This window comes from Chondromyces apiculatus DSM 436, assembly GCF_000601485.1.
GTDB lineage: Bacteria > Myxococcota_A > Polyangia > Polyangiales > Polyangiaceae > Chondromyces > Chondromyces apiculatus.
Genome location: NZ_ASRX01000019.1, coordinates 134,433 through 159,415 on the forward strand (window position 1 = coordinate 134,433; position 24,983 = coordinate 159,415).

15 protein-coding genes and 3 pseudogenes are annotated in these 24,983 nt (G+C 65.4%); 6 read left to right on the forward strand and 12 right to left on the reverse strand.

Translation table 11 applies throughout. The features are described from left to right. Positions 1–32: 32 nt before the first annotated feature. The 6 genes and pseudogenes from CAP_RS14445 to CAP_RS55730 all read right to left on the reverse strand — a co-directional run. Positions 33–4,478, reverse strand: coding sequence for an Eco57I restriction-modification methylase domain-containing protein (locus CAP_RS14445; RefSeq protein ID WP_063748689.1), 4,446 nt, complete (start codon positions 4,476–4,478; stop codon positions 33–35). Between the two features lie 2 nt (positions 4,479–4,480). Continuing rightward, complete coding sequence (locus CAP_RS14450; protein ID WP_044240977.1) at positions 4,481–7,348, reverse strand: DUF8741 domain-containing protein; 2,868 nt, start codon at positions 7,346–7,348, stop codon at positions 4,481–4,483. Further along, positions 7,345–12,702, reverse strand: a complete 5,358-nt coding sequence (locus tag CAP_RS14455) for a DEAD/DEAH box helicase family protein (RefSeq protein WP_052375214.1) — start codon at positions 12,700–12,702, stop codon at positions 7,345–7,347. The genes CAP_RS14450 and CAP_RS14455 overlap by 4 nt, the downstream gene beginning before the upstream one ends. Next, a pseudogene (locus tag CAP_RS55720) lies at positions 12,699–12,928 on the reverse strand (excisionase family DNA-binding protein). Before CAP_RS55720 ends, CAP_RS14455 begins: the two are co-directional and overlap by 4 nt. Positions 12,929–13,034: 106 nt before the next feature. Next, positions 13,035–13,400, reverse strand: coding sequence for an IS5 family transposase (locus CAP_RS55725; protein WP_370865978.1), 366 nt, complete (start codon positions 13,398–13,400; stop codon positions 13,035–13,037). Between the two features lie 2 nt (positions 13,401–13,402). Further along, positions 13,403–13,711: pseudogene (locus CAP_RS55730) on the reverse strand (transposase); the annotation flags it as partial. Between the two features lie 182 nt (positions 13,712–13,893). On the opposite strand from CAP_RS55730, the gene CAP_RS14470 reads away from it, so the two are divergent. The 4 genes from CAP_RS14470 (at position 13,894) to CAP_RS50370 (ending at position 18,050) form a co-directional block, all read left to right on the forward strand. Further along, entirely contained in the window at positions 13,894–14,136 is a 243-nt protein-coding gene (locus CAP_RS14470) for a hypothetical protein (RefSeq protein WP_044240982.1), read from the forward strand. A 359-nt stretch (positions 14,137–14,495) separates the two neighbouring features. After that, positions 14,496–14,861, forward strand: coding sequence for a hypothetical protein (locus CAP_RS14475; RefSeq protein WP_044240984.1), 366 nt, complete (start codon positions 14,496–14,498; stop codon positions 14,859–14,861). Further along, on the forward strand, positions 14,858–16,816 hold the full coding sequence (locus tag CAP_RS50365; protein WP_156040796.1) for a hypothetical protein: 1,959 nt from the start codon (positions 14,858–14,860) through the stop codon (positions 16,814–16,816). Before CAP_RS14475 ends, CAP_RS50365 begins: the two co-directional genes overlap by 4 nt. 745 nt (positions 16,817–17,561) lie before the next feature. Beyond that, entirely contained in the window at positions 17,562–18,050 is a 489-nt protein-coding gene (locus CAP_RS50370; RefSeq protein ID WP_156040797.1) for a hypothetical protein, read from the forward strand. A 402-nt stretch (positions 18,051–18,452) separates the two neighbouring features. Here CAP_RS50370 and CAP_RS48060 read toward each other — a convergent pair. The 6 genes and pseudogenes from CAP_RS48060 to CAP_RS14500 form a co-directional block, all read right to left on the reverse strand. Next, positions 18,453–18,839 (reverse strand): annotated as a pseudogene (locus CAP_RS48060) (IS66 family transposase); the annotation flags it as partial. Positions 18,840–19,030: 191 nt separating this feature from the next. Then, on the reverse strand, positions 19,031–19,846 hold the full coding sequence (locus CAP_RS44595) for a ribonuclease H-like domain-containing protein (RefSeq protein WP_052375196.1): 816 nt from the start codon (positions 19,844–19,846) through the stop codon (positions 19,031–19,033). Then, on the reverse strand, positions 19,843–20,421 hold the full coding sequence (locus CAP_RS14485; RefSeq protein ID WP_156040798.1) for a sigma-70 family RNA polymerase sigma factor: 579 nt from the start codon (positions 20,419–20,421) through the stop codon (positions 19,843–19,845). Before CAP_RS14485 ends, CAP_RS44595 begins: the two co-directional genes overlap by 4 nt. After that, entirely contained in the window at positions 20,418–20,762 is a 345-nt protein-coding gene (locus CAP_RS14490; protein WP_044240986.1) for a hypothetical protein, read from the reverse strand. The genes CAP_RS14485 and CAP_RS14490 overlap by 4 nt, the downstream gene beginning before the upstream one ends. Continuing rightward, positions 20,759–21,091, reverse strand: a complete 333-nt coding sequence (locus tag CAP_RS14495) for a helix-turn-helix transcriptional regulator (RefSeq protein ID WP_044240987.1) — start codon at positions 21,089–21,091, stop codon at positions 20,759–20,761. The genes CAP_RS14490 and CAP_RS14495 overlap by 4 nt, the downstream gene beginning before the upstream one ends. Positions 21,092–21,487: 396 nt before the next feature. After that, on the reverse strand, positions 21,488–22,519 hold the full coding sequence (locus tag CAP_RS14500) for an LLM class flavin-dependent oxidoreductase (protein WP_044240988.1): 1,032 nt from the start codon (positions 22,517–22,519) through the stop codon (positions 21,488–21,490). A 379-nt stretch (positions 22,520–22,898) separates the two neighbouring features. Between CAP_RS14500 and CAP_RS50375 the strand changes: the two genes are divergently transcribed. Together CAP_RS50375 and CAP_RS14505 are read left to right on the forward strand one after the other, a co-directional pair. Beyond that, positions 22,899–23,225, forward strand: coding sequence for a hypothetical protein (locus CAP_RS50375; protein ID WP_197041182.1), 327 nt, complete (start codon positions 22,899–22,901; stop codon positions 23,223–23,225). A 2-nt stretch (positions 23,226–23,227) separates the two neighbouring features. After that, positions 23,228–24,802 carry a DUF8740 domain-containing protein gene (locus CAP_RS14505; RefSeq protein WP_044240990.1) on the forward strand — a complete coding sequence of 525 codons (1,575 nt, stop codon included), beginning with the start codon at positions 23,228–23,230 and terminating at the stop codon, positions 24,800–24,802. Positions 24,803–24,983: the final 181 nt, after the last annotated feature.

Consider the following 24,983-nt stretch of genomic DNA (forward strand, 5'->3'; position numbering starts at 1 on the left):
GCGGTCGATGCGAAGGCGCGGAGCATGGTCTGTCATGCGCGTTTCGCCCTTCCGGTCGTCACCTTCTCAACGGCCGGCGTCGTCGCGGCGCCTTGCTCAGCGCGTTCCAACGCCCCGAGCATTACGCTCGCCAGCCTGGCCAGCGTCGGGGTCTGCGGGAGCCAGTTGGGAATCGAACCTCTTGCGCGCAGCCGCACGATGCCTTTCCCGTCTTGCGTGATTGCCTTCTCGTTCTCAAGCGCTTCGAGCAGCTTCGTCGATTGGCTATCGGCTGTACCGTCGGCGATGAGGGGGTCTGATTCTCGGATGCGCTCGAAGTCGGCAAGCAACGTTCCGTCGAGCCACGAGGTCGCGTGTTTCGAATCCCGGAGCCACAGCAGCGCACGAGAGAGCGCGCCCGACGAGATGCCCCCCTCTCCACTGCAGCGGATGAGCGTGAAAAGCAGACCCATGCGGAGCGCCTCTGCATAATCCCTCGGTGTACCGTCAGGAGAGAACGTGCCGTAGCCCGCGCCCGACGTACCCGGCAGTGGGTCCAAGGACGTGCGGTAGGGCTTTCCGATCTGCGCGGCCTTGGTCAGCTCATCGAAAACGTCGAGGATGACTCGTTTGGTACGGTACTCGCCGTGTGCCTTCTCGTCGTTCCTCCGGACGACCGGGAACGTCTCCATCACGTAGTCGACCTCGTCGCGTGAGAACGCGTACAGATGGAAGAACGCTGCATCGAGTTCGCAGCGAAGCCGGAAGCGTCGCTCTGCATCCCAGCGGAACGGCGTTCCGGCGTAGTCGACATCGCGCGCGAACGGCTCAAGATCCCACGCTGTGTAGACGAGCTCGCGGACGCGCGGCAGAAGCCAATCAACATACGAGCCATCGGCCCACTGACACCGCTCGCTAAACCGTGCCGTAGAGAGCACGGGGAACTGCTTCACATAGTTGAAAGTGACGTTGGTGCCTCCAACCTTCTGCCGGGCGCAGTAGTCGAGGGCGAAGGTGCACAGATTGGCGTAGAGCGCCGCAACCAAGGAAGGAGACGCGCCCGGAAACGCGAGCGGAATGGCGTCACCCGCAGCGGTCTTGGGAAAAAGAACGGCAATCATCGTCCTTTGGTCCGTGGACCGCGCTATCTTCCGCCACCCAAGGAGCCATCCCCGCGTCCAGAACTCCGCCAACCGCCGCTCCGCCTCTCGCTCATCTACCCAGTAATGCGGCAGCGTCAGTAGGTGTGGATCTGCGTGCTGTGCGTCATCGAGTTCAGGAAGTTTTCCCTGATTCGCTTGGGCATCACTCTGTCCAGCATAGGTGCCGAAACGATGGTCGAAGTGATGCAGCATCTTCGCCTCCACAAGTGGGACCATGGTCTCGTCCTGGCGAACAAAGCGAGGACCCTGGCCCTGCCATCCCAGTCCACGGAGTGAGTCGGCGGTGTGGAAAGCGTCAGCGTCCTCCGCCATGTGCCAGAGACGACTGTGGATTCGGAACTTCCACGGATTGCCATCTGCGTCATCATCTCGAAGCAGAATGCCGGCGGCGCGGTAGATTCGTAGATTAATCTCCGCATCACGTCGGGACCGGAACGTCGGACAGGTTCGGGTGTTCGGGTTCAGCGTCTCGAAGTCGTCCGGCGCCAGCGAGAAGTGACGCTCAAGATCGGCCAACGCGCTGGTCGTCCGCGCAAAGAACGTGAGGTCCGCAGCCTTCTCACCACCGGAACGCGAGATGGCGAGGAGCGCGAACTTGAAGGCGTGGTGGACACCGGGGAAGATGAACTCCTCGTTCTCGAAGCTGTAGAAGCGAAACAACTCATGCTTGGACACAAGCTCGCTGAAGTACTCCTTCGTGGTGTCGTCGGTCGCAAGGCCCGTCGGCACGACGAAGCCCGCTCGCCCGCGCGGCCCGAGCGACGAACGATTGTGCTCGGCGAAGATTGCGTACGTGTTTACATCGCCTTTACCGCACATCGGATAGCGGCCTGATTGACGGATAGAGTGACTCTCCCCTTCGGCTCGTCGACTCGCGGCACACCAATCTGCCCAGAGTTGCGGATTCGCTTTGGGCAACTTCGCAATGAGCATCTTGCGCGTCGCCGCGTTCGCGGCCGTGGCGATCTCCTCGCTACGCGTTGCGAAGAACTCCTGCTCCTGCAGCTTCACTTTCTCCCACGGCGGGTTGCCAAGCACCACGTCGAACCCGCCCCTCGCGAACACCTGCGGGAACTGCAAGTGCCAGTGGAAGAACCGGTACTGCTCCGCCAGCTCCCCGACGGTCTTCGCCGTCAGCGCCGGCGCGCTCCCCTGCCCATCCCGGATCTGCCGCCACAGCTCATTCGTAGGCGCAGCGTCCGTCAGCTCCCCAGGTTGCTTCGGCCACACGAACGCCGCGCACCAGGCGTCGGCCACGAACTTCTGGTGGCGATACTCCGGCGAGCCGAGGATACCGTCCCAGCGCTCCTCCTTCTTCGTCAGCTCTTCGAGCTTGACGTCGCTCGCCGCGTCGAGTTCGGCAACCGCGCGCGTGACGGTCTGCGCCTCGGTCTGCGAGATAGGCACGAGGAACGACATGGCCATCTGTTCCGCGACGGCGTGCTTCTTATTGCGTTTCTTGAGCGAGCTCGCGGTCTTCTTGTCGTCGCCCTCGATGGGGTCCCACGCCGCATCGGGGATGCCCTTCGCCATGAGTTCCGGCGTCGTCCCGAGGAGCGCGTTGCCGTGCTGGATGTGCGAGTTGAGGAACGTGAGCGGGAGCCCCGGCTCGACGGCCTCCATCCAGAGGCCGACCTTGCACAGCTCGACGGCCATCGGGTTCAGGTCGACGCCAAAGATGCAGCGGCCGACGACCTGACGAAGTGCATGCCGGTACTCGGCGGCCGAAGGCGTGCCGTTCACGTGAAAGCGCGCAACGTGTGCCGCAAGCCTTCGTGCGGCCGCGAGGATGAAATGGCCCGAGCCACACGCAGGATCGACGATCGAGAGGCCGAGCAACGCCTCGATGGGGTTGCCGGGGTTCTTCGCGATGGTGTCGGCGATGACGGGCTCTAGCGCACTGTCGAGCAGCACCTGCACGAGGCTGTCGGGCGTGTAGTAGCTGCCCGTCGTCTTGCGCGCGTTGCCCTTCGTCTCGCCGCCGGTGGCGAAGGCGAACTGGCGCTCGTCCTTGGCGATCCGTGGGACGAGTTCGAGGAGGCTCTCGTAGACGCTGCCCAGCTCCTCGGGGCCCATGTCACGCCAGTTCACACGCGAGAGGCTGCCGTCCTCGCGAAGCCACGCGAGCTTGAAGACGGCGAGGAGAAGCGCACGGTTCTCGAGCTTGCTCGCATCGAGCGTCGGGCATTGGTTCGTCGCGAAGATGCCTGCGAGCGCAGGCAGGCCGAGACGCGGCTCGCCGGCGCCGAGGCACCGACACACCATCTTGGTCGCCTCCCACAAATCCGAGAAGCGATCGCGGGCGCTGCGCTTCACCGAGCGCTCGCGCAGGCGCCGCATCCCGTACCCGTTTGTGTAGAGCGCCTTGGCCGCGTCGCTCGTGCCGTCGGGATGGAGCAATCCGCGCTCTTCCGCCGTGAGGAGGAAGATAAGCCGGTAGACCAGCCGCAAGAGCTGGTTGAAGTAGTCCTTCACCGGCAGCGTGCCGTTCTGCAGGTCAGCACGCAGGGCCTGGTTCTCGGCGTGCGAGAGGAAGCCCTGGCCGAGCGTGATGAGCGCTTCCTCGACGCCGCGCCGCAAGTGCTCTCTAGCGCGCGTGCCCTCTTCTCGGCCCGCGTTGCGCCAGGCCTCGAGCGTGCACTCGGTGACCGCCTGGCCCTCTCGACCGAAGCGCGTCTCGTGGCAGAGTAGCCAGAGGGCAGCAAAGTCAGCGTAGCGCTCCTCCGTGAAGATGCGCTGGAGGTCGGCCTCGATCCATGCGGGCCGCGTGAGGCTCGCGTTGTCGCGCACGACGCGCAATGACGTACCGTCGCTGACGATGCCCCAGAGCGCGCCTTCCTGCGCGTTCAGGTATTCTTGCGCGAGGCCGAAGACGCTCCGCTTGCGGCTTCCCTCGCCGAACGCCGACGCGAGCGCATCGAGCCCGCTGTCGGCCGGAGCGATGACGACGGGCACACGACCGCCGAGAGCCGTGTAGCCGATGGGGTACGAGCGCTCCGCAAGGATGGCAGGCTCCACCGCCGTGAGCGACATGAAACCGAACGCGTCGCGGAGGAGCGCTAGGACGAAGCGTTCGGAGATCGCCTTCGTGTCGGCCTTGGCCTCGCGGCCCGACTTGAAGTCGGCCCAGTGCGCCTGCGCGATGCGCCAGTAGCGGCCGATCTCGTCGCGTAGGTTCAGCCCCTTGGGGATGCGGTAGTCGGCCTCGGCCTGGGTGCCAGCCTGAAGCTGGGCAACCTTCGAGAGCCACTCGGGCGAGAGCAGTCCGCCTTCGATCGAGAGGGCTTCGAAGGCGAGCTGCGCCTCGCGGGCTTTCGTCTTTCGCTTGGCTGCCATGTTCAGTCCACCTTGGGCAGCAGAACAAAGAGTCCGATGACGTCCGCTGGAACAAGCGCCTTTACGCTGTAGCGGCCGAGGGCTTCGGCGGCCGCACGTACGCGACGATGATCGGCGAGGAGCGCCTGCGCGCGTCGCTCGGCGAATGCGTCGAGTTCTGACAGGCGCGTCTCGAGCTGGCCGAGTGCCTGCGTAACAGTGCGCTCGCGCACGTGCGGAGGCGGATCGGCGACGGGCAGCGGCGACAGCAGCGCGAGTGCGTCGGGGCCTTCGAGCTGCGTAGGCGCGCCCGTCCACGCGATGGCGGTCGCCTCCTCGACGAGGAGCGTCGTCACCTGGTGTCCTCGCTGCGACGTGAGTTGGTGTCGCAGACGGACGAGCGCGACCAGGCTGCGCGATGTGATGCCGTCCGCAATCCAGCAACCAACACGCCCAAGCACGCCGGGGTCGCTCACGTCGGCGCTGGCGACGTTGCCGAGCGTGCGCTCAAGCATCGTCTCGGCGAGCACCGAAACGAGCGGGTGGCTTCGCTGCACCGGGCGGCAGCGCGGGGCGGGTGGGTAATCGAAGTCGATGAGGATGGATCCCGCGAGACCTTCCACATCCAGGCGCTCGCGCACGTCCTCAGGAAGCGCATCGAGTGGGGCCTTGAACCCTCTGCGGCCAGAGTTGCTCATGGGCTCAAGCGCACCACCCAGGCGGGCGAGGGCGCGGCTTGTGAAATGCTGCACATCCTCTTTGCCACCAAGAGCGGCGAGGGACTTCTTCCACTCCGGCAGCACGTCCTCGGGCTTGAGGCGGCGCTGCGCGAAGACGGTGCGGTTCTTCTTCGCCTTCTCGGCGGCGTCGAGCCATCGCGTCTCGATGGTCTTAGCCTCCTCCATCTCGACGAAGGCGAACGTTTGCTGACGCTTGCCTTCGGGTTCGCGATTGCGCAACAAGACCGCCTTCATCAGCGCCTGGCTGAGTGTGTGCCCGTCGTCGGGTAGGGGCACAGGTACGCCGAGCTCCTCGCGGATTTTGTCGGCCTTCCTGAGGATGACCTCGATCACCGCGCCATCGACGGGGTTGTTCGCGCCGTAAAGCAGGGTGGTGCGCACGACCTCGCTCTTCTGACCGAAGCGATCAACGCGGCCTTCCCGCTGTTCGTGGCGCGTCGGGTTCCATGACAAGTCGTAATGAACGACCGCGTCGAAGTGGTCCTGGAGGTTCACGCCCTCAGAAAGGCAATCGGTGGCTACGAGGATGCGGCGTTCGGCGTCTCCCAGGAGCTCGACCTTCTCCTTGCGCGCGCCCGAGATGAGCTCGCCCGTGACAACACCGACCGCGACGTCCTTCACCTTGGCCGAGATGTGCTGCCCGAGATAGTGGGCCGTCGCGATGTAGCGGCAGAAAACGACGGGATTGAAGCCCTCTTTCACCAGCTCCACGACGTGGTCGGTGAGCACCTTGAGCTTAGGATCTCCCGCTTGCCCCGCAAGCTCCTCGGCCTGCGTGATGAGCGCCGTGAGTGCCTCGGCTTCCGAGCCCGCAGGGGGCTCCACGTCGTCATGGGGGAGCGCGTCGGCGGCGCCATCGAAGACGCGTGCCTCGACGTCGTCCTCGGCGACCTCCTCTTCGAGTCCCGCGCGCGTGCGCAGCGCCTGGACGGCAGCCGCAGGGCTCGACGCCACGCAGCGCATGAGCGCCAGCGTGCCCCAGAAGTTCAGCCGCTGCTTCTTCGTGTCATCGCCGGCCTGAGCGACGACGGAAGCGCAATAAGCGAGCACGGCGTTGAAAAAGCGCTCCCACGCTCCCGTGAGCTTGTAGGTCAGCTCCGTGGTCTCGCGGTGCGGGAAGAGGCTCCCCTCCCTCCACTCGGCGATGTCGGGACGACGGCGCTGGACGAAGTGCACCGCGAGACGGTCACGGAGTTTCTTGTGCTCGTCGCCCGTCGCGCTCGAGAGTGCCGCGAAGTCGGGGTGTAGCAGTCCGAGCAGCCGAAAGTACGCCTCCTCGTCTCCGCTATGCGGCGTCGCCGTGAGCATCACGAGGTGGCGAGCACGCGCGCGCGGGTCACCGTGCGCGCCATGAGTAGAGTCGCCGACGAGGCCCTTCAAGAGCTCGTAGCGCTGGTGCCGACTCTGGCCAGTCGACGCGCAGGTGTGCGCTTCGTCGACGATGACGAGTTCCGGGCACGCGCGCAGGAACTCCGCGCGGCGTCGCTCGCTCTTGATGTAGTCGAGACTGACGACCGTATGCGCGTGCGTTGTGAAGATGCTTTCGCTCGGCGGCAAGTTGCGTTCAAGACGCGCGGCGCTCGCGGCCGTCACCGCGACGGGGCGCAGGTGGAACCGGCCTTCGAGTTCGCTGACCCACTGCTCGACGAGGTGCGGCGGGCAGAGCACGGCGAAGCGCTCGACGTCGCCACGGTCGAGCAGCTCACGCGCGATAAGCGCCGCCTCGATCGTCTTGCCGATGCCGACGTCGTCCGCGATAAGCAAGCGGACTGGGTCGAGCTTGAGCGCCATGAGCAGCGGCACGAGCTGGTAGGCGCGCGGCTCGATGGCGATCTGCCCAAAGCTACGGAAGGGACCGGCGCCCCGACGGAGCGACAGCACGAGCGCATCGCGCAGGAGCAGTGCTGCATCGTGGCCAGCCTTCTGCGAGAGGTCGGGCTTCGGGAACGACGCATCGGCGACCGGCACAGCTTCAAGCGCGAGGTGGATGTACGTGTGGTCCTCTTCGGAGCCCGAGACCGGACGAACCCGTAGCACCTCGGCGTCGCTGCCGGAGAGCACGATCCACTCGCGGCCGCGCGCACGCACGAGACTCCCAGGGCTCCAGCGCGCTCCCGAAGGCGGCGTCGACGTCGTTGCCGTCGTGCTCACGGAACTCTCCCGAGGAGCTTCGCGAGCGCGGTCGCGGGCTCGCCCCAGCCTGCTTCGCTCTCACCGAGCACGACGGCCTCGAAACCCTTGTCTTCGAGCTTCGCAGCCAGCGCGCTGTTGTTGGCGAAGAGCGCGGCGACGTAGTGGTTGCGCCACACCAGCGCGACGGGTTGTTCGTCGATCACGAGAGGCTCCGAGTCAGGGGAAGGAAGCTCACGGCCACGCGCGTAGGCGAACCATGCGGCCGTGAGATCGCCACCCACAGCGGCGCCGGTGGGAGGAGGCTCGGTAGAGCGGCGCTGCACGGGCGCGGCAAGCCCGGTGAGCGTTCCCCGGGCAAGCCGAAGCAGGAACGCGCGCGCGCCCTCGTCTCGACGGTCGAGCTGCTCGTGATCCGGCTGGTTGAAATACGACATCACGCAGCGGTAGCAGGCGGCGACGCACGCAGTGCCCGGAGCGTCGATGAAGGTCGTCGCTGTCGTCGGGAGCGCATTCGACAAGTCGAAGTGCATGATGGCCAGCGCCTCGCGGGCCACCTCGGCGAGGCGCTCGGGCTCGGCAACGAGGCGGGTGAGAACACCGGCGCCGCCCTCGGTCGCCTCGTAGAAGAGGAAGCCCGTGCGCGCGTCGCGCTGGGGCATAGGCTCGGCGAGGATCTCGCCTTCTTCGAGCTGGAACACGGCCTCGATGCCCCGGAGTAGCGCATGCTGCACCGTCGTCAGCGTGACCTGTGAGAGGTCGGTGCCTTGGGGCTGGAGGAGAAGCGCATTCTTGCGGTCCTGCACACTAGGCACGATCCACTGGCGAGGTGACGCGGTCGGGTCGGTACCGTCGTCCCCTTCATCTTCGTTCTTCGCCCAGTAGCCCGAGACCGGGTCCATCATGAAGCCGAGCTTCGTGCGGTCCTTCCTGCGACGAAGACCCTTGTTTAGGCGGGTGATCGTTGCTCCCGGGCCGTAGGCGAGCCGCCCGATCTCGCCGTCGGAGTCGAGCGCCACACCCTTGCGCACGTCGAGCGCGTGGTCGCGCGTGGCCCATTCGAACGTCGTCTGCAGCTCGAAGCCTTGGCGCTGGCGCTCCTCGTCGTTTGCGGTGATGCGCTCGGCAGGCTGCGTCGAGACGTTCTCGATACGGTACGTATGGTTGACGATCTCCGCATCCCCGAGCGACGCGCTGCACGCGTGGCACATCGACGCTTCATCGGTCCAGTGCCCCGCCCCACACGCCTTACAGATGCGAACCGTCTTCGTCGGGAGGCGCACGTCCGCCGTCACGTTCGCTTGACGGTTCAGCGAGAGCATCGCGCGCACGACGCGGTAGGCGCGACCCTCGTGGTAGACGAGGCTGCGCGGACCGAACTCAGAGAGTGCGAGGAAGCGAGGCCGCTGGAGGTAGGTCTGTCGGCCGCGCCCGTCGTTCGTGGCCGGGATGTAGGCCATCAGCGGGAGACGCGGGAAGTTGTACCCGGGCAAGAAGCCTTCGGTCGCGAGGTAGCGGTACGTGTTGAAGTCGCTCGAGGGACTGTTCGAGTTCCGCGTGTCCGACTGCAGCAGGTTGAGTTGATCGATGGCCTGCGCGTGGCGGCTCTGCGCGGCGCGCTTCTCGTTCTGGGGTGCGGAGTAGTCGTCCATCGTGCGGCGAGCGGCGTCGCGCTGCTGCTCGGCGGCGGCGAAGAGGTCGCGCCATCGGTTGAAGGCCTGCTCAAAGCGCGTCAGCACACGCTCGACAACTTCGTCCGCGAACACCTCGCGACCCGGGTACCAGGGGGCGAGCGCGGGCGACAGGTCTTCTTCGAGGAGGCTCAGCACGCGCCGAATGCGACGGCGGGCTTCCTCGGCAACCTTCGGGAGCGCCATCGGCGCCTTCACTTCCTTCTTCAGCGGACGCCCCGTCTCGGAGAGGACGAGCAGCTCGGCGATCGAGGGATCGAGCGGCAGCTCGGTACACGCAAGCCAGACGGCGCAGAGGTGGCTCTCGACGAGGTCTCGGTTCGCGAGGTCGAGGAGCGGCGGGCGGACCTCGCCGTGCACCATCGCCTTCGGGTCGCGGAAGAAGTACTGGTCGTGTGGGCTTTGCGAGGAGCTGTACGTTAGCACCAGCGCGGCCTGTCCGCTGCGACCCGCCCGACCGCTGCGCTGCGCATAGTTTGCGGGCGTGGGCGGAACGTTGCGGAGGTAGACGGCGTTGAGCGCGGAGATGTCGACGCCGAGCTCCATCGTCGGCGAGCAGAAGAGGACCGGCAGGAAGCGGCTCTGCTCGCCGATCTCGCGCAGGTGCTTCTCATCTGAGCGGAGCTCTTCACGCTCCTTCGCGCCGAAGCGGAAGCGCTTCTCACGCACGGCTCGCTTCTGACCATCGACCTGCGCGGTGTGCTCACGCGCCTCGAACCCGAAGAGCGGATGAACCGGCTCGCGCAGCGTCACTGCGAGGTTCGCGTAGAAGTCACGGAAGAAAGCATTCTCGTTCGAGTGATTCGGATCGATCGCCGGCGTCCCCCGCTTGAAGAGCACGCACGCATCGTTCAGGCGGAAGCCGGTCTGGTCGCCGAAGGGCGTGACCTCTTCGGACACGAGCCCGTGCGTGACGGCCGCCTTAAGCAAGACCTCGATGAGCGCGTCGAAGTCCTTGGACTTGAGCGCGCGCACCGCCGAGGGGTTCTCCCAGAGCCTGCGTCCATCGGGCTCCTGTGACGTGCGCGTTCCACGCGACGACTTCAGGAGCTTGCCAAGCGCGCTGCGTGAGCCGCCGCGCACGATGAGGTCCTCGTCGCGCAAGCTGGTGTCCTTGCGCGGCGGGGGTGCGACGAGCAGCCAGCGTGCCTTGCGCGGTTTCTCGTCGTTGCCGAACCCCCACAGTGCGCGCAGGCGACTGTGGGATTTCTGCAGCATCTGCTCGATGACCGTGGGATCGAGCACCTGGCTGCGGATCGCCATCCACTTCCGCAGGTGGTCGAACACCTCGGTGTAGACGGCCTTGCGCACCGCGGGCGACGCGAGCCGCAGGACGTCCGGCGCCGTCGCGAACAATTCCTCGTCGGAAGCCAGAGCATCGATGCCGAGGTACTCGACCGCGACGAGTTCAAGCTGTTCGAGGTTCGGGTTCGTGTATCGCCAACCTCGCCGCTGGTCGAACCACACGCGGTACGAGAGCACCTGCCGGAGCGCGCTTTCAGCCTCCTGCAGGTTGAAGCCCTTGAGCGTCGGCTCAAGGAGCCACTCGCTGCGTAGCTCTGGCACCGGGCGGTCGAAACCAAGCGCGCGCTGCTGAGCGGCGCCGAGCTGATCGCTGCGGAGCCCCTTGTCGCCCGCCACGTCGAGCGCGCCGAGGAACGCAGCGCGGATGAGGCTCACGAACAGGAAGTCGTTGAAGTGCCCCGACTGGAGCGCCGCGTCCTGGCGGTTGTCGGTGAAGCCGAGGAGCTTTCTCGTGTGCGTCGGGAGGCCCGAGTCCTTCCCATGCATCCAGCGGAGCGCGCTCGACACGAGCACCGTGGTGGCCGAGCTCCGGCCTTCAGCCGAGAGAGACGCGAGGCGCGTGCGGTCGCGCGCCGAAGTGCTGTGCGTCGCCCCGCAGCGAAGGCAGAACCGGAACCGGCCGGGTATGAACCAAGCCTTCGCGCCGGAGCCCACCTTGCCATTGGGCGCGACGAGGACTTCGCGAGCACGAGCGCTGCGGTAGTGGCTCTTAATGCGCGGGTTTCCGGCTGCGTCGAAGTCGAGCCACGTCTCCGGGTAGTCGTCGTCGCGGTCGGCAAAGGTGAACTCCGAGTCGCGTGCGTGGAGCGTGAGGAAGCCGAAGACCTCGCGGTCGGAGGACGATTCATCCTCGCCCTCCGGCTCGTTGTCGTCGGCTTTCGCCGGCGCCGCGTCGTCGATGTCACGGGCCAGGAACTTCCGCTCGCCGTCTTCCGAGACGAAGCGGATTGGGTGGTACTCGTGCCCGCATTCGCGGCAGAAGTGGACCGGGTAGAGACGCTTGTCGGGATCGCCGGGCAGGTACTGCTGCCCCTCGACCGTGACCGAGCGCTTGCCCGGCGGTTCGAGCGTCGCGAAGGCGTGGCCGGCGCCCGAGATGAACTGGTGCAGCTTGAATGCGAAGAAGCTCCGGTGGGAGCCGGACTCGTTGCCGGTCCGATCGCGCTCCGGGAGGCTCGATACGAGGAGCAGCGTCCGCAGCGCTTCTCGGCATGGCTTTTCGTCGCGGCCCGCCTCCTCGGCGAGCTCGCGAGCGGCCTCGTCGAGCGTGCGAGGGCGAGCGCGATGCCACGCCGGATTCGCGTCGGTCGTGGTGATGCCGAGACGCGTCTCGGTCCAGATGGCGAGCGGATGCTTGCGGAGCTCGTCGTCGGTGATGTTCGACGGGAGCCTCGCGTCGATCGCGGGGCCGAGCGCGCTCTTCACCGATTCGGCGCGCTTCGACTTGTCCGTGACGCGCTCGAGTTCCTCGATGATGACGTGGCTCGGGTCCACTGTCGTCGAGAACAGCTTCGAGGCGACGTCCGCGACGACCTCCTGCTTGTTCCGCGCCGTGCCCTCGCTGGCCATCGTGGCCGACGTGCCGATGCACTGGAGCCTCGCGGGCGACAGGCGCTCGCGAACGCGGCGCACCAGCAGCGCGACGTCGGCGCCCTGGCGCCCCCGGTACGTGTGCAGCTCGTCAAGCACCAGGAACCTGAGCCCGGCGCAGTTGCCGATGACCTTCAGGTCCAGCTCGTCCTGACGGGTCATCAGAAGCTCGAGCATCATGAAGTTCGTGAGGAGGATGTCGGGCGGGTTCTCGGCGATGCGCCGCCGCTCCTCGCTGTCCTCCTGCCCGGTATAGCGGGCGAAGGTGACGAGCCGATCGCCCTGGACGTTCGCGACGAACTTGTCGAGTTCTTCGAGCTGGCTGTTAGCCAGCGCGTTCATTGGGTAGATGATGATGGCCCGCGTGCGGCGAGCGGCGCTGCCCCGCTTCTCGGCGAACACCGCGCTCACGATCGGGATGAAGAAGCAGAGCGACTTGCCCGAGCCGGTGCCCGTCGTGACGACGTAGCTCTCGCCCTGGGAGGCGAGCGCGATGGCCTGCTCCTGGTGCTTGTAGAGGGAGAGCGGCGCCCCGTCGGCGCGGAAGATCTCGACGGTCCTAGGGTCGAGCGCGCCGCCTGCGATGAGCGTCTCGATGTTCGCCCCGCGCTTGTAGTTCGGGTTGATTTGGAGAAGCGGGTCGGGCCAGAAGCGCCCATCCGCGTAGATCTTCTCGACCTGCGCACGGATGTCTACTGCGTGGATGGTCGTGAACGAGGTGGCGAACTTGCGGTACTCGCCGACCATCGAGTCGCGCAGCGAGAAGACGTCCATGCTCTTGCCGCTCACGAACACCCCCTCTTGGCCTTGGTGGTCTTGGTCTTCAAGGCCGGCTTCTCGCCGCCCTCCGCGACCCCGGCACAGACCCACGCATCAACCTCGGACAGCTTGAACTTCCAGAGGCGGCCGATTTTGTGGGTTGGGGTACCTCGCCCTCGATCCACCGTAGTATTGAGTCCTGCGCCACGCCCAAGTGTTTCGCAACCTCGTCGACCGAGGACCAAGGCTCCGTCATCTACAACTGCTCCATGGGCGCACGTCTACCCATGGGACCGTACCCCAATGCGGGGGCATCGGGAAGACCGGGAGAGCGTCGGCTACAGCCGGTCTAGGGCGTGTCCCTAAATTCGCAGCCAGGAGAGAGCGCAGGTCAGAGCGACCATGGCTGCGTAGTTACGCGCCGCCTTCTCGTAGCGCGTGGCGAAGCGACGGAAGCGCTTGAGCAGGTTGAACGTGCACTCGATGGCTGCACGCTCCTTGTAGAGGTGCTTGTCATGAGGGATCGAAGGGATGCGGCTGGCCGTTGAGGGGATGACGGCCACGGCTCCGGACGCCTCAAGCTGGGCTCGGAGTGCGTTCGAATCATAGGCTCTGTCAGCGAGCAGGCATGGCGGTTCACAGCGCGCGATGAGTTCAGCGGCCGCTGTAAGATCGTGGCGCTGCCCCTCGGTGATCTCAAAGTCGAGGTGCAGTCCCAGAGCATCCACGATCAGATGAACCTTGGTTGAGAGGCCTCCGCGAGATCGACCAATGCTCTGCCCCTGGCGCCCCCTTTAGCGCCCGCAGCATGCTGGTGGGCTCGAACAACCGTGGTGTCGATACTGACCCACTCCTTGTCCACGTCGGTCTGCATGGCCTTCAGCAACCGCAGCCACTTGCCGCTCTTCGACCAGCCGTTGAAGCGGTTGTAGGTGGTTTTCCAGGGGCCAAACTCACCAGGCAAGTCGCGCCAGGGTGCTCCCGTGCGATCAATCCAGAGGACGGCCTCCACGAAGCCTCGGTCATCGTCCCCACGATGCCCTCGTCCACGATAGCTCTCTAGGTCGCGCGGATCGGCATCGACTACGCTGGCGTCCCCAGCCTCCTCATCGAGAACGGCTGCGGGTGCCTGATCCGGCGCTGGGACGGCATAAACAACGCCGCCCCGAGTTACCGCGAGGCGAAGCTCAAGGTCATCCTGGAAAACCTAGCGGCGCAGGTGTGGAAGAGTACGCACTGCTCGGCCCCGAGTTCCGGGCCTTGGTCGGCGCCAAGAGCGACGCGGCGGTGTACCGGGCCGCCGTCGAGGCGCTGGGGTGCGAGTTTGGCGTTACCGTCCCCGAGTATGAGCCGACCAGCGCGCACCGCTTCCCAGATCCTGACGACCGGCCGGCGAGCAGCGACTGTGCGCCACCTCCCCCACCGAGGAAGGCGCGCAGTGGGGACCAAGGGGGCAGCTACTAAAGAGGGAGGCACGCGATGAACAATGAACGCGAGCGGACAGCCTTTCACAAGGCGGGCCATGCGGTGCTGTACTGCCTGCTGCACGCGTCGTTCTGCAGGGTGACCACCGAGACGCGCAGGGACGCTCTCGGGCGCGTGGTGGCCCCGTGGCGGTCCTCCTTCACGCCTGACGCGACCGGCGGGTTGCATGCTGCCCGCCGGCTGGAGACCGTTACAATGGTCTTCGGCGGTAGACCGGCGAAGTCTGACGCTCATGGCGGGGGGGGGCCCGGGACGAACTCTACTGCTTGTGGCCCACCTATATAACTTGGCCAACGACTGGTTTACGGGTACGAACCTAGGCGACTATGGAAGCAAGTGTGACACTGCACATCCGTGCCCTTGATCCAGAGATCGTGGCAATGCTCGATGGGCTTCTGTCTACTGTGGAAGATGTGCGTCCGTTGGAATTTACCAGCGAGGGCAAACTGACCATAGAGAACCTCAAGGAGTTGCGCGATCGATTCGCAGAAGAGATTTGGAGCAACAAGGTTGAGCCAGGCCAGTTGGCGTTGCGATGGCTACACCGCGAATCTAGGTGGCAGACGCCCGCAGAGCGTGCTGCGGATGAGTATGTCCAGGTCCACCAAGGTGTGGCTCTGCTCGGCATGCTCGACTTCCTCATCGCCAAGCTTCGAACCCACGAGCGCATTGAGATCAGACGCAAAGTGGGTGGCGCCCGATGATTGAATTGTCACGCCGCCAGAGATTGACCCTTCCCGATGATGCAGAAGAATGGTGGAGCAATATTCCGTATGGCTCTTACTACCTGATTCTCAAGTGGGGTGGTGGTGTGCAGCTACGGCTTGGCGAACTTCGCACAAACCCGCCGATGTTCCGCTATGATCCAAAAACTGACGCAGCAAGCGAGGAGTTCAAAGAGGAAGATATTGCTAGCGGCGCTGAGCGCTACGATCGACTTTTCGGTAAAGCACTGACTCGGGCGGGTTGGCAACTCCCAGAGATAGATCCCGCAGCATTTGCGGTAATCATGCGCCTGCGATGTCAATCAGATGTGCGACTCGAGTTTATTTTTGACACCAATGCTATGGTCGAGGGTATTGGACACTGGCTAGCAGCGCTCTTCGCCGAGCGTTGTGATCTGGTAGTCACGGCCGTTAGCCTCCGTGAACTTCAGGACCAGCACGGAGGAGCTAAGTTTGGCCTTCCTATTCGCAAGTCAGTGCCGATTGAAAAACAAAAGAAGGAGGTGTCGGTTTTCGAGAAGGACGTTCTTGGTCGCCGCCAAGCCTATCTCGCTGCAATGAGATTTCGGGAATTTAGCGGCTTTGAGAGAATTGTCTGGCGCGAACTGGAACTTGAAGATGCTTCGCTGATGCTATCGCGGAGTGGGCTGGACAAAACCGACAAGAAAACCTCAGAGGCCGATACTGCTGTACTTCGTGAGGTCCGACGGTGCATTCGTGATCGAGTCCGCGGCCTTGAGCGGTTCTTTGTGACGGGCGATGTCGCAATTTCCCGCCGTGCAGCAACCGAACTGCCAGATGAAAGTCTCATCGCGGCACGCGTTCGCCAGCTTGTCCGAAAGCGTATCTACACACCCAGCGTATGGTGGCCTGCCGGAGCAGACCAAGGATCAGTCCTCGTAGGCCACACGCCGATGCGCCTTATTTGGGAGTTGCTCGCTGTGGGGGACAGTATCGAGTTGCGTTCGGTCGATAACCCCGACCACTCCTGGACTTTTAGCGCGTTCGACGCTCAGATGTGGCCGTCAGATTACCTATCTCCTTGGATGGACTGCATTGAGGCAACCACTGGCCAGCCCATCGTCGAGAAGGGTGACGTAGTTTTTGACGAAGACGCCGGCGCGTCGGCTCCGCGCGTGGTACCTACCGCGGTGATAGCAGGCGATGAACGCATTTTCAGCAGAGTCACCATACCTGATATTGAGCCGATTGACGCAAACTTCCGCGTAGGTACCGACACGCTACTAAACGTCCTCGCGTCGCTCGTACAAGGCCGAACTGAACTCGCGGTCGAACTCGACGAGTTGTCAGCCGAAGCAGAGCGGCATCTGGCACAACTCTTGGAAGGCCTTAAACTTGCAAAACTTTCTGAACGTAAAGTCGAACCGCTAGCCCGTCTCGCTACTATGGCAGCCGCTTGGCGGTCCGGAGATCGCGAGACTGTGTCGTGGCTGATTACGCCGTATCTTGCATACGCTGAGCAAATCGTTCCAGCAAACGCAGCACACGCGGAGCGCCCCGAGAAGACGGTTCGGTTGGCGCGTGGGCTTGCGGCCCGGCTAGGGCAGGGCATGTCGCTGGATGGTGCTTGGATTCCGGGTGGAGCGAATCCAACGCATGATGAAGTGCGCCGCACTATAACTGCTCAGCTCGAAACACAGAAGACAGTCACAATTTACGACCTCTTTACGAAAGTGTTTCTTCGACAGCTCGCTGTAAGCCCAATTCGAGCAATGGACTCCTGGGAACGCATAGAGGCGGCTGGAACGTTCGACAACATTGAGTTCCGTCGAGGTGGAGATGCGCCGAGCGACGAAAGGCGCCAGAGGGTTGTTAAGTTCTCCGCGGATCGATGGACTGACACGAACGTCCCCCTAGACAAGTTCCTCGGCTATCGCGACCTCGTTCAGGTGCGGAGATCCCATGCCGGCTAGACCTTTTCGCTTTGGCGCCCGGACTGTATCCGATGCTAGTGACTCTGAACTTTTTGCTGTCACAGGGTTTGCTAGCAATCCCTTCCCTGAGCCAGGGCTCGATACCGGCGCGCTATACGTCGCGCACATGTCGAAGCAAGTAGATAGACTCAATAGGTGGGTCAACAATATCACGAACACTACTGACCTCGCTCAACAACCGGGTGGTCCCGTATGCCCTATTGCCGTCCGTGGATCTATCGGTGTAGGCAAGACGCATCTGCTCAAAAGGCTGGAACGCGACTTGTCGACCGTTCGAATGATATCGATCATACGCAGAAACCTGCCAGACGAGGGAATGGATCGGCTGCTTCTAGCAACGTTGCTCTTGGGTAGCTTGCCGAGCGGTAACGAGGAGACGGATCTCCCGCGCTTCCCAAGTGCACTCCCGCTTCTTGACCGCATCGTCATGGCTGCACGTTCCGTTACGCTCGCCCGTAAAGTGCGCGATGCGATCAATAGCTTTACAGGGAGCCCTATCGCCTCACCGCTTCTGCGACTACTGAATGAATCAGATCCTGCTCGCGAGGCGGAACTCCGTGCATGGTTCGCACGGTGGCTGCTGCGTGGACATACTACACCTATACAACGGAGCAGACTCGGCCTCACACGACCTCTCGAAGGTGAAGGGCAAGCTATCCGGGCCGTTGTAGACCTCATGCGGGCGGCGCGTGCCGCGTGTCAGGTACAGGTATGGTTTATACTGTTGGACCAGTTGGAGGATCTTTGGCGCGTCGGTGTGATCAGCCCGGGGCGGCGTGCTCGCTTTCTCACAGACCTGCGCTCGCTTATAGATCTAGGGCTGGAAGGCGCTCCTATCGCCGTTCTTCTGGCGTGGAATACTGAGGTGACGATGGGGGAGGATAAACTTGAGTCAGAATACCAGGCACTTTGGCGACGCCTTGGAGATCCGATCGATCTACCTGGGCTCGAAGCGAAGGATGTATGGCCGTTTGCGACCGAGTACTTGGAGCACGCTCAAACCGTTTCTGAAAAGGGCGTGAAGTCTACCAATAAACGATTCCGCCAGCTGCTTGAGAATAGCACAGAAGGTCTTGTGAAGGACCTACGCCAAGACCCCAAAGCACGCCTAGGCCCGCATCGATTTGCCCCCTACCAAGTGCTCCACCACTGGCGCAAAGCGGCCGTGCGTATCGCTCACACTTTTGGTTCGGAACCAATACGAGAAGGATAGGGTTCAACGTATCCGCCCGGCCTTCGCCATCGTGAGTGACCGCTGCTTGGTATCCGCCCCGTATCCGCCCGATCTCCGTCATCGTGACGGACCGCTGTCCGAGAACGTAGCGGGTCTGCTTGCACGCACTCGGAGGTAGAGATGGCGACGCGAGCGGTGTGGGCGGAGAGGGTCGAGCGCTGGAAGCGGAGCGGCTTGAGCGCGCAGCAATTCGGCCAAGCGGAGGGGTGGAGGCCACAGCAGCGTAAGCGCCCGACCAAGGGCATAGACCAAAGGCGGTTGAGGCCCCGAGGCCGCCGGACGAAACTCACCCCGGGCAGGGCTCAACGGCGCAAGCCGCCGTGGAACGCCGTCATGCAGCACGGCGCGACGAGCAGGCCAGACTTGGGGAGTTGCTCTGATTCAGGGAGCTGACGAGCTGGGAGTGGCGGACGCCTCCGCGTGAGTGCTCGCCCAAGCGTCAGGGAGCAACTCGTCGAGGCGGGAGCGAGGCCAGCCGTCCTGCAGCTTGGTGAGGACGTCGGTGGCCCAGGTGAGCGGATTGACGTGGTGCATGCTGCACGAGCGGAAGAGGGTAAAGGCGACGGCGAGGCGTTCGGCGCCCTTGTCGGAGCCAGCGAACAGGAAGTTTTTCCTGCCGAGAGCGACCTTTCGGAGCTGTCGCTCGACCTCGCCATTGTCGATCTCGAAGCGACCATCGATGAAGCACCGCCGAAACGACGGCTCCCTGTGAATGGCGTAGTAGGTGGCCTTGTAGAGCGGAGTCTTGGGGACGAGGTGGGGATGTACCGTAACCGCTGCGTGGACCCCACGTTGAGGGCCCGGCCAGTGAGTCAGAGCCTGGGGGCATGGCCAAACGAAGGACAGAGGAAGAGCGACGAGCCGAGGTGCAGGGCTGGCGTGCGAGCGGGGAAAGCATGGCGCGCTACGCCGCGAGGCGAGGGTACGCCGAGACGTCGCTGATGAACGGGGGCGGCCTTTCAAGTCGTCTTACCGCCCCAAGTCTTGGTCCACCAACCCCGCCTCGACGTCTGGCGGGCTGCACTGGCCTCATGTACCAGCTCGGCCGCACCGCCTGTGATGAGGAACCTGTCGCGATCGATCAGTGGCAGAAGGGGAGCTAGCCGTGGTTCACGCTCGACGGTCGCGAGCAGGTGTTCCGCCGCGATGGCGTAGCCCGCGGGTGAGAGCGCGCCGCGTAGGAGCTGCACTCTGAGGAACAACGCCGCAGTCTGAATGACATCCTGCACGCAGTAGGCTCTGACCTGCTCGTGCTCGCCTGCGTCCATCATCGCCTGGACGTTGCCCCCATTGACATCGAGCTTCCCTGGCATGCCGATGAGCTTCGCTGCGAGGCTGAGGCCGTATGGTCGGGCTGCACCGTGATCGACCAGCAGATCCATCATGTCGATGTGATTATGGGCAGAGTACCTTCGCCGAGCCTCGGTCTCGTAGTACCAAGGCCAGGCAAGACCGTGATGGAGGCACCGTGCGACGAGCACTGGCAGGTCGAAGCCGCGTCCGTTCCACGTGACGATCGTCACGACGATCCCCTCAGCAAGCTTCGCGTTCAGGAAGGCGATGAGCGCCGCGAGCATGGTGAACTCGTCGCGGCCTTCGCTGACGATCCAGGCGCTACGCAGCCGGCAGGAGGCATCGAGCAGCGCGGCGCCCATCGCGACGATCGTATGATATGGCGGCGGGGGGAACACGTCCCCTCCGCTCTTCTTCTTGGGCGGAGGCGGGAGTGAAGTGTCGAGCACCGTCTCCAGATCGAGAACAAGAAAGGAATTCATGAGTACCTCCAACGACGAAGAACCAGGTTGAACTCACGACGTGCCGAGCGGAGGCGCATCGTGGCGATGTAGAGCGAGACGCCGAGGGTCTCAGCGATCTCTTTGAGTTCGCATTGCGCCGCGTACCGAAGCATGAGCACCTCCACGGAGTGCGGAGGCATCAGATCAAAGGCACGGAGGATGTCCCTCGCCTCCACCGTGGCCTGCAATGCCGGCAGATGAGGCAGCCACGGGTCAGCGCCGGAGACAGCCCACGGCGCTGCGTCCGGGACCTCACGACGCCGATATGCCTTCTCCCGGTAGTGCGAGACCTGCCGCCACGTGATGCCCGTCAGCCAGAGCTTGAGGGCATCGCCAAGCGGCTGCCCGGGCAAGGGCCGGAAGCGGCCCTCCGTCATCGCGACCCACGCCGCAGCCGTGACTTCCTGGACGAGATCTTCCACGTCCTGCGGAGGCACCCTCATGGCGCGCAGAAGCGCGCGCACGTAGGGCGCCATCCGGACGATGGGCATCTCGTCCATGAAGAAGCTGGCTGGAGCGTGGGCGGCACCATCGCGGCGCCGCCGGGGCGTCACGCCTTCGCCTCCGGTGGCGCGTCGGGCGAAGGTGGTGTGACCGGATCGGGCTGCGGACGATTGCAGTGAACGCAGCGCCCGTTACGATCGCCAATGATCACGTCATCGACCGAAAGGTTGGTGCACTTGGAGATGCGGTAGGCGATCTCGCAGGTGACGTCGTAGGTGCCGTTCCACATCTTCTCGGCGTCGCCCTTGCCGAGCACGAGCAGCGTATCGACGGCGGACCAAGAGCCGGTGAGGTGCTTCATGGTGTAGAGGCACTGGCGGACGCTGGCGCTCTCCTTCTCGTCCAGCGACAGCTCCATTGAGGACTCCAGGAAGGGGCCGCGGGTGATCACGACACCTCCCAAGCCGCCCCGCAGTGCGGACAGGAAGCGGCGACCTTCAGGTCACCGAGGAGCGCCTCCACGGTGGTGCCTGCGGCTCGCGCGGCGCGGACAGCCATCCCGGGCGACGCAGGGCGACCACTGACGATGTTGGCGAGGCTGCTCGGGCTCACGCCCATCACCTCGGCCAAGGCGCCGTAGCTGCCGTAGAGCGCACGCAGGTTCCGCAGAGCAGCGCGGAGCCGCATCTGCTCGGTCTGAGTGAGCTGGATAGAGGAGCGGCGGGGACCAGGCAGACCAGTCCCCTGGCGCCCAGGAGGGCGAATAGATATGACAGACATGTCGGACTCCGGATGACGGGGTTCGGCCACGCGGGGTGGACGCTTGCCGGCGTCGCACCCCGCACTTCGTTCGCCGAACCTAGCTCAACACCCGGCCTTTTGAGGCAAACCCGGCCACTCTTACTCAAACCCGGCCACTACCCTCCGGCGGGAACCCGTGTAGCTCCGGCGGGAACCCGTGTAGCTCCGGCGGGAACCCGTGTGGCTCCGGCGGGAACCCATGTGGCTCTGGTGCGCCGCTCCCTGGAACTGCGAGGATGCTCACTGGCCCGGTACGATTGTACGAAAGATCACAGTACAGCGGACGCGAGCGCTGCGGGGCCCGGTGAGGAACCGCGGCGGCAGGGAAAGGGTTAGCAGTCCCGAAAGGAACCGCGCGTGCCGACGAACGCAGGGTCAGGCGGAGGCGGGGGACGACGGAGAGAGTTCGAAGGCTTGCGCGAGCAGTTCGTAGGAGCGGAGGCGGGCTTCGTGCGAGAGGATGATGTCCTGGATGACGATCTCCTCGGCGCCCGTGTCACGCGCCATGCGCTCCAGCCGGGTACGCACCTGGGCGGGGTCGCCGATGACGAAGCGGGGCCACGCTTCCTCTCCCGCCGGGATGACGCCACCAAGCTCGCGGATGGCTTCGTCGGGGGTGGCGAGGCGGCGGCTCAACTCACCGCGGGTGAGGCGGGCGTACATGCTGCGGACCGTCATGGCGAGACGCTCGGCTTCGGCCTGCGTCTCGGCGCAGACGACGTGCACGGCGAGGATGGCGCGGGGCTTGGCGCTGCCCACGATCTCGGACTCGGAGGGCTGGAACTCGTTGCGGTAGGTGGTGAGGGCCGAGAGGGCACCTTCCGGGGAGATGAAGCCGGCAAAGGCATAAGGCAGGCCGAGCTGGGCAGCGACGTGCGGGCTGGAGGGGCTGGAGCCGAGGATCCACATCTCCGGAGCGCCAGGAACGTCGGGGAGGATGGGAGCCTCGGAGAAGGCGTGCTCGGGGGGTAGCTCCTGGCCGACCCAGGCGATCAGCTCGACGACCTGTTCACCGTAGTCGTCGACGGGACGGCGCTGGGTGCGGTGGCGCTGGAGCACGATCTCGGGGACGCGGCCCGCGAACGCGCGGCCGATGCCCATGTCGATGCGGCCCGGGAAGAGGGCATGAAGGGTGCGGAACTGCTCGGCGACCTTGAAGGGGCTGTAGTGGTTGAGGAGGACGGCACCCGAGCCGACGCGGATGCGGGAGGTGGCCGCGGCGATGGCCGGGATGAGGACCTCGGGGGCATGAGAGGCGATGGCCGCCGTGCCGTGGTGCTCGGCGACCCAGTACCGGGTGTAGCCGAGGCGTTCGACGCGACGAGCAAGGTCGATGGTGTTGGCGAGGGCGTCAGCCTGGGTGCCGCCCGGGGGGACGGGGGCGATGTCGACGATGGAGAGCTTCATGGAGGGGTGCCTGACGATGGCCCCCCCGCGGGGGTAGTGATGAGGCCGGGGCGAGGCGTGCGCAACCGAATGCGCGCCACGAGGCGAGGGGTGCTGAGAACGCTTGACGACGCGTCGCGCACTTCGCAGGCGCCGGGGCGCAATGGGAGTGGGGGCGGAGGGCGCTCTGGAAGGCGGTGGAGGGCTGTCAGGGCGATCGCTATCCGGAGCGATTCCGGCAGATGGACGGTGACTGGCCGAGGCGCAGAGACCTATGCTGCGAGGCTAGGCTCGTCTCGAAGTGGCTTCAGAGCTTGCTTCGCATGGACGCGCCCAGGGAGGCGTCTTGAATTACCGGGCACGTTTCCCAGCGAAGCTGGGAGCTTTCCTCCTCGTCGCCATGGTCTGGCCGGGCTGCGACTGTGGGGGAGATGAGACGACCACATCGTCCACGGGGACGACCACGTCGACGAATGAAGGCGGTGGAGGAGAAGGGGGCGCTTCGACCGGCGGAGGCGGCGGCGCTGGAGGTGGCGGTGGGCAAGGGGGCGGCGTCGTGGCGGTCCAGGGTGCCCCCGCGACGGAGACGGTGAGCGCCGGGCGGTTCGTCAAGAGCCCCAACTACAGCATGGTCTTCACGCTGGGGCAGCCGACTCAGAATCAGGGGAAATCAACGTCACCGAGCTACCGCATGCAAGGTGGCGTGGTGGGAGCAAGCGGGAACTAGCCATGATCAAGAACTTGAAGAAGGCACTTGCGGCTTCGGTCATCGTCGCGTCGGGGCTGTGTTTCGCGGCCGAGGCGCGCGCAGAGGTGCCCGGGACCATCACCCACCAGGGGCGGCTCTTCAACGCCGAGGGGCTCCCGGTCAACGAGACGATCGCGGTGACGTTCGCGCTCTACGACGCGGACGATGCGACGACGCCGATCTGGAGCGAAGTGCACGACGTCGTCTTCGAGGAGGGGTACTTCGCGGTCGATCTCGGGTCGGTCGTTCCGTTCGGGGACACGGCGTTCGATGGGTCGGTGCGGTACATGGGGATCACCGTGGGCAACGACGCGGAGATGTCGCCGCGCGCTCCGGTGCAGAGCGTTCCGTATGCGCTGCTCGCGAACAACGTGAACGGGGACATCACGCCGCACTCGGTCACGGTGAACGGGATCGAGGTGATCAACAGCAGCGGTGAGTGGGTCGGTGAGCCGACGGGGCTGAGTGGGCCCGCGGGCCCCATCGGCCCCGCGGGGCCGGCGGGCGCACAGGGTGTCCCCGGCGCGGCAGGCGCGGTGGGTCCGGCAGGTGCCACGGGCGCCACGGGCGCGACAGGCGCGGTGGGTCCGGCAGGCGCGGTGGGTCCGGCAGGTGCGGTGGGTCCGGCGGGTGCTACGGGGCCGCAGGGCGCGGTGGGTCCGGCGGGTGCTACGGGGCCGCAGGGCGCGGCAGGTCCGGAAGGGCCAGCGGGCGCGATGGGTCCCGCAGGTCCGGAAGGGCCGGCGGGCGCGATGGGTCCGGCAGGGCCGGAAGGGCCAGCGGGCGCGATGGGTCCCGCAGGTCCGGAAGGGCCGGCGGGCGCGATGGGGCCCGAGGGTCCGATGGGTGCGGAGGGTCCGGAAGGGCCGGCAGGCGCGATGGGTCCGGCGGGTCCGGCGGGTGCCGCGGGTCCGCAGGGTCCGGCGGGTGCCGTAGGTGCGCAGGGTCCGGCAGGTCCGACGGGTGCCGTGGGTCCGGCGGGCGCGATGGGGCCGGCTGGGGCCATGGGTCCGATGGGGCCGCAAGGAGCGCAAGGTCCGCAGGGTCCGGCAGGCGCCGTGGGCGCGACGGGAGCGCAAGGACCGCAGGGTCCGGCAGGCGCCGTGGGCGCGGCGGGGCCCGCAGGTCCGCAGGGGCCGCAGGGGATCTCGGGCGTGATCTCGAGCGCGTACACGGCGGGGGGCACCCCTGGGCTCACCACGACGACGGCGTTCATCGGACCGACGGTGACGGTGAGCACGACGAACGTGAACCAGCGGATCCACGTGGTGGCGCACCATGCGCTCGGCGCGACCACCGGCGGCGCGGCGACGGGTCTGAACCTCTACATCTGCTACCAGCCGTCCAGCGGAGGTGCCCTGGTGAACCTGGGCGCCGGCGCCTTCGGGCTCGGCGCACCCGCGAATACACGGCTGATGTACGGGCTCAGCGCGGTCGCGTCGGGGCTGCCGGTGGGCTCGTACCTGGTGGGGTTGTGCGGCCGGGTGACGAGCACCACGAACTGGGGCAACCACGAGTGGGGCTACGTCTCCGCGATCGTGTCGACCTCGAACTGAACTGAAGGGCTGATCGGGAGAGCGTCGCGGGCGCGCCGCGTCGAGGGAGGCCAACCCAGGAGTCCTCGGGGACTCCGAGAGGGACCGCCCGACGACGCGGGGCACGCAGCGGCTCTGCCGGTCAGCCCTTGACCCTCCGGGATGGGCGCGCGATGCCGCGTGCCTCCGTCACCCCTTGCGC